At 71.0% G+C, this 6,060-nt stretch carries 4 protein-coding genes; 2 read left to right on the plus strand and 2 right to left on the minus strand.

The features are described from left to right. Nucleotides 1-197: 197 nt before the first annotated feature. On the plus strand, nt 198-1,268 hold the full coding sequence (locus tag IH54_RS0138195; protein ID WP_063762456.1) for an aldose epimerase family protein: 1,071 nt from the start codon (nt 198-200) through the stop codon (nt 1,266-1,268). 93 nt (nt 1,269-1,361) lie between these two features. Next, a complete protein-coding gene (locus IH54_RS0138200; RefSeq protein WP_031526034.1) occupies nt 1,362-2,420 on the plus strand; it encodes a LacI family DNA-binding transcriptional regulator in 1,059 nt (352 codons plus the stop codon). A gap of 27 nt (nt 2,421-2,447) precedes the next feature. Here the strand turns inward: IH54_RS0138200 and IH54_RS0138205 are convergent, their stop codons facing one another. Together IH54_RS0138205 and IH54_RS0138210 are read right to left on the minus strand one after the other, a co-directional pair. Further along, entirely contained in the window at nt 2,448-4,187 is a 1,740-nt protein-coding gene (locus IH54_RS0138205) for a CocE/NonD family hydrolase (protein WP_031526036.1), read from the minus strand. A 106-nt stretch (nt 4,188-4,293) separates the two neighbouring features. Beyond that, the gene (locus IH54_RS0138210) at nt 4,294-5,793 is read right to left on the minus strand and encodes an alpha-N-arabinofuranosidase (RefSeq protein WP_031526038.1); all 1,500 of its coding nucleotides are present in this window, start codon (nt 5,791-5,793) and stop codon (nt 4,294-4,296) included. Nucleotides 5,794-6,060: the final 267 nt, after the last annotated feature.

A 6,060-nucleotide genomic window follows, 5' to 3' on the forward strand; every position in this document is an offset into this window, starting at 1 on the left:
CTCCTCCTCATCGACAACGACACCACCCTGCGCCGCTTCACCCAGGAGATCCGCTGGAACCAGGCCTACTACCGACTCGCACGCGGCCTCTGACCCAACGCCCTCCTCACGGGTGAACCGCCGGACGGCACCTCCCGCCAGGACCCGTCCCGCGCAGACACCTCCGGACCACCGCCGACACACGCGCAGGGAGCGCCATGGCCACCGTTACTCGCTCAGCCGTCGGAACACTGCCCGGGGGAAGGGCCGTCGAGCACTGGCTGCTCGAAGCCGGCCCGGTCGCAGTCGAACTCCTGGACTTCGGTGCGAGCCTGCACTCCGTGCGCTGCCCCGACCGCGCCGGGAGGATCGGCGAGGTGGTCGTCAGCCCGCTGCGTGTCTCGGACCGGTTCGGCGCGGCGCGGTACTTCGGCGCCACGGTCGGACGGTACGCGAACCGCATCGGCGGCGCCGTGCTGCGGCTTGAGGACCGCACGCAGGCGCTGAGCGCCAACGAGGGCGGGAACACGCTGCACGGCGGGACCGAGGGATTCGACCTGCGCTCGTGGTCCGCCCGTCCGGTGGGCGACGGGCCACGGGCCGGCGTCGAGTTCCGCCTGACCAGCCCCGCAGGCGACCAGGGCTTCCCGGGCCGGCTGGAGGCCACGGTCACCTACACCCTCGGCGACGAGGGAGACCTGACCATCGACTACGGTGCGACGAGCGATGCCGTCACCGTGGTCAACCTGACCAACCACGCGTACTGGAACCTGGCGGCCGACGCGGACCGCACCGTACTGGACCACGAGCTCCAGGTCGGTGCAGACCGCTACATCCGCGTGGATCCGGGTCTGCTGCCGCTCCTCGGACCGTCCGAGCCGGTGGAGCGAACCCCTTTCGACCTGAGGGAGCCCAGGAAACTGCGCACCGCGCTGGCGGCCGCCGACGAGCAGACACGCATGGCCGGAGGCGGCTTCGACCACAACTGGGTCCTTCGGCCCCGCACCCCCGGAACGACGGTGTCCGCAGCAGTCCTGAGCCATCCCGCTTCCGGTCGCCGGCTGGAATGCCTGACGACGGAGCCCGGGATCCAGGTCTACACGGGCAACCACTTCGACGGCTCCGTCACCGATCTGCACGGCCGCCCGGTTCCGCGGTTCGGTGGCGTCGCGCTGGAGACGCAGCACTTCCCCGACGCACCGAACAGACCGGACTACCCCTCACCGTGGCTGCGTCCGGGCGACGTCCACCGGTCGACGACCGTCTACCGCTTCGGCATCGGGCCCTGAACCGCTGCGCCCCTCGCCGACCACCACGGCGCGACGGCAGGCAACCCCCGCCCCTGTGTTCTGAACGGCGTCTTCGCTGGATAGCCTTTCCTCATGTCCCCCCGACCCGCCGGAACGCGCCCGACCCTGTCACTGGTCGCCGAGACCGCCGGCACGAGCGTGCCCACCGTGTCCAAGGTGCTGCGCGGCGGAACCGACGTCTCGGCCGAGACGCGCGCGAGGGTCATGGCCGCCGTGCGGGCCGTCGGCTACACCCGCAGGGGCGGACCCAAGATCGACAGCGTGCCGGACGAGACCGGGCTGTCCAACGTGCTCGATCTCGTGGTCACCCACTACGAGGGCTCGTGGGCGAATCTGGTGACGGCCGGGGTCGGACGCGAGGCGGCGGCGGCGGGACTGGACGTCGTGCTGACGCTCGCCGACCCGGACAGCGACTGGGTGTCGCGGGTGCTGAGAAGGCGCGGCCTCGGCACCATCGGGGCGCTGATCGATCCCACCTCGCCGCAGTTCAACGCCCTTTCCGCGGCAGGTGTCCCCGTGGTGCTGATCGACCCGATGGCGACGCCGCCGGCGGGGGCGGTGAGTGTGAGCGTGGCGAACTGGGACGGCGGCCGTACGGCCGCCGAGTACCTGCTGGCCCTCGGCCACAAGCGTATGGGGGTCGTCGCCGGCCATGCCCGCCATCTCTTCAGCCGAGCGCGCGTCGACGGTTTCCGGGCGGCGGCCTACACCGCCCCCGGCGGCGGTGCCACGGTGTCCGTCACCTACGGCGGGTGGAACGCCGCCAAGGCGGAGGCCGCGACGCACACCCTGCTCGACAGGGAACCGGGGGTCACCGCGATCTTCGCGTGCTCGGACGAGATGGCGTTGAGCGTCTACGAGGCGCTCAACGCTCGGGGGCTGCGGATTCCCGACGACGTCAGCGTGATCGGCTTCGACGACCTGCCCGAGGCGCAGGTGATGAGCCCCAGGCTGACGACCGTCAAGCAGCCCAGCACCGAACTGGGCGCCACGGCGGTCAAGCTCCTCATCGAGCTCTCCCGGGGGGAGGACGGCGGCGTCCGGCCTCCCGCCCGTATGGAACTGGCCACCGAGCTCGTCGTGCGCGCATCCACCGGACCCGTCCCGGCGACCGCGGTGCCGGGCCCCTGACCTCCGGGGCCCGGCTCCCGGCCGGCCTCAGAGCTGCGCCGCCGTCACCACCTGCAGGACGAGGCGGCTCGGGCGGGCGGCGTCGTGGTGGATCGTGTACTCCGCCGGGACGGCTGCGGCGGTCACCCCGGTCGGCTCGAAGACGTTGCCTCCGACGTCCCAGCGGGGCGACGAACTCGGTGCGACATCGACGCGCACCCGGTGGCCCGGCCGGAACGTGTGCGCTGTCGACCAGAGGTCCACGACGACCTCCTGGCCCTTGCCCGGCTCGACCGGCCGCCGGTCGCCGCGTCCCGTGACAGGGTCGACGAGCCGCGCGGACGCCCGCTGCACGCCGTCGGCGATCACGAGGCTGCGGCCGTCGGCGTGTTCGTCGCACAGCCGGACCACCACGTCCGCGTCCGTTCCCGTGGTCGTGAGGTGGACGACGGCGTGGAGCGCGCCCATCACCGTGACGTCCTCGGTGAGCGGGGCACTGCGCCAGGACACCACGTCCTGACGCGACTGGATCGCCGCCTGGTCGGCGGGTCCGGCCTCGAACGGAGCGAAGAGGAGTACCGCGCCGCCACACGTCGGCACCGGGGACGCGGGATCGCCGGTCAGCCGTCGCTCACCGCTCTCCGGCGGGTCCGTGGTGAGCGATCCCCCGGCGCTCAGGTGCAGTTCGAGCGTCCGGGTGTCCCGCGGCGGGAATTCCTCCGCCTCGATCCACCGGTTGGTGCCCATCAGGAATATGCGCACCGGCGGCGTGTCGGCCGTGCCCGAGCGCAGGGCGGCGTCGAACCAGCGTATGTGCCGCTCGGTGAGGTCGTCGCCGCCGCCGAGGTCGTCGACGGACGCGCCCGGCCCGAAGTCCGTGCCGGCTGTCCGGCCCGACATGTTGTCGTGCGACCAGGGGCCGACGAGAAGATGGGGCAGCGGCCCTCCGGTGTCCTTCGCGCGGCGCAGCAGGCGTCGGTAGATTTCGAGGGTCGACCCGAGGAAGACGTCGAACCATCCGCCGATCAGGAAGACCGGGATGTCGATCGCGTCGATCCGGTCGATGATCTTCCCGGCGTGATGGCTCACGGAGTCGAGTGGTTCCCGCAGCCGGTCCAGACCCCACGTCACGATCGCCTCGGCGTCCGGGTCGGCGTTCAGCGCGCCGGCCCGGAACGCCTCGCGGTTCGCGATCGCGCGCTCGGTCGCCTCCCAGCGCTTGCGCTCGGACTCGCGTTCGTCGGCGGAGCCGATGCGGGTGATGAGGTCCGGGGCGATCGCGTAGTGCGTCCACGCGAGGGTGCTGCCGATCTCCGGCACCCCGCCGCGGAACCGGAATCCGTCCAGCGCCGACATCGCCGGGCTGACGGCGGGGGCTATCGCCCGCAGCGCCGTAGCTCCCCCCAGAAGGGCGCTGAACTGGGTCTCCGAGGCATAGGACGCGCCCCACATCCCGACGACGCCGGTGCATTCGGGGAGTGCGGCGAGCCACTCCACGGCGTCGGCGCCGTCGGCCACCTCCTGCGTGCTCGGCTGGAAGGTGCCTTCGGAGCCGTGGCGCCCCCGTACGTCCTGAAGCGCGACGAGGTACCCGGCGGCGACGAGCCGCCCGACGTCGAGCATCCCGTCGTGTTCGTCACGGGTCACGTCGTAGGGGTGCCGGGTCAGCAGGGCCGGCCACGGCCCCGTTCCGTGCGGAAGCAGCAGTACGGTCCGCAGCCTCGTTCCGTCGCGCACCGCGCAGGCGACCTCTCGGCGCTCGAAAACCCGGTTCCGCGACTGACGCATCGACTTCACACAGCCTTCCTTTTTCCGGTCTCCGCACGGGCCCGTGACCTGGCCCGGCGCCGTGACGGGGCTTCGTCACGGCGCCGGACGAGCTTCGCGCCGCCGCTCAGCGCAGGGCGATCGCCGTCCACGACACCGGCGGCAGCTCAATGGTGAGCATGCCGTCGGCGAGCGTCGCGCTCGTGTTCGCCGACGGGGCCACCCGGTGCTGGTCGGCGAGCGTGTTCTTCGCGTAGACGTCGGCGTCGGCGAGCGTGACCGCCTCGGTGACGTGCGACGATCCGAGGCTGCGCACGTCGATCGTGATCTGCGCGGGCTCGGCCAGGTCGCGGTTGACGAGGAAGACCGCGGCCCTGTCCTCGTCGACGGTGGCGACCGCGTCGATCACCGATGCCTCACCGTGGCGTGCCGTTCCGTACGTCGGTGCCTCGATCACGGGCCGGATCACCTCGCCGGAGGCGAGCCGGCTCGTGATCGAGAAGGGGTAGAAGGTCGTCTGGCGCCAGGCCGGGCCCCCGGGCTCGGTCATGATCGGCGCGATCACGTTGACGAGCTGCGCGAGCGACGCCGAGGTGACGCGGTCGCTGTGCCGGAGGAGCGTCATCAGCAGGTTGCCGACGACGACGGCGTCCGCGACCGAGTACTTGTCCTCGAGCTGCCGGGGGGCGTAGCGCCACTCGGTGTTGACCTCCTCGGACTCCTGGTGCTCCTTGAGGTACCAGACGTTCCACTCGTCGAAGGAGATGTCGATCTTCTTGTTGGAGCGCTTCTTGTGGCCCACGTGGTCCGCGGTCGCGACGACGGTGTCGATGAAGTAGTCCATGTCCACCGACGAGGCGAGGAACGAGCCGAGGTCGCCGTCGTACTCCTGGTAGTACGCGTGGCACGAGACGTAGTCGACGTGGTCGTAGGTGTGCTCCAGCACGATGCGCTCCCAGTCGCCGAACGTCGGCATGCCGGAGCCGGAGGAGCCGCAGACCACGAGTTCGAGGTCCTTGTCGGCCATCTTCATGGCCGCGGCGGTGCGGGCGGCGATCTTGCCGTAGTCCTCCGCGGTCATGAAGCCGGTCTGCCACGGCCCGTCCATCTCGTTGCCGAGGCACCACATGCGTACGTTGTGCGGGTCCGGTGTGCCGTTGGCGATGCGCAGGTCGGACAGTGCCGTACCGGAGGGGTGGTTGGCGTACTCCAGCAGGTCGAGAGCCGGCAGGATGCCGCGCGTGGCGACATTTACCGCCAGCATCAGCTCGGAGCCGGTGAGTTCGAGCCACCTGGCGAACTCGTCGAGGCCCACCTGGTTCGACTCGAGCGAGTGCCAGGCGAGGTCACGGCGCACCGGACGCTTCTCGCGCGGACCGACCGAGTCCTCCCAGCGGAAGCCGGAGACGAAGTTGCCACCCGGGTAGCGGATGGTCGTGCTGCCGAGCTCCTTGACGAGTTCGACGACGTCCATGCGGAACCCGTCGTCGTTCGCGCTCGGGTGTTCCGGCTCGTAGAGCCCGGTGTACACGCAGCGGCCGAGGTGCTCGACGAACGAGCCGAAGGTGCGGCGTCGGACGGGAGCGATGACGGCCCGCCTGTCGAGCTCGATGTGGGCGCGGGGCAATTCGATGGTCCTTTTCTGTGCGATGGCGCACGGTGTGCCGGGGTAGTGCGGCAGCGGCCTGCGGCCTGCCCCTGCCGGATAACGGCGGGGGCAGGCCGGAACGGGCCTGTGCAGGTCCTGAGGTGGTGTCAGCCCTTGACGGCGCCGGTGAGGCCGCCGACGATGCGCTTCTCGAAGATCGCGAAGAATATCAGCGCGGGGAGCATCGCCAGGGACGTGAAGGCGAGGACTTTCGCGGTGTCGGTGGAGTATTGCGAGGAGAAGGCC

It is taken from the genome of Streptomyces sp. NRRL F-5123 (assembly GCF_000721495.1).
Classification (GTDB): domain Bacteria; phylum Actinomycetota; class Actinomycetes; order Streptomycetales; family Streptomycetaceae; genus Actinacidiphila.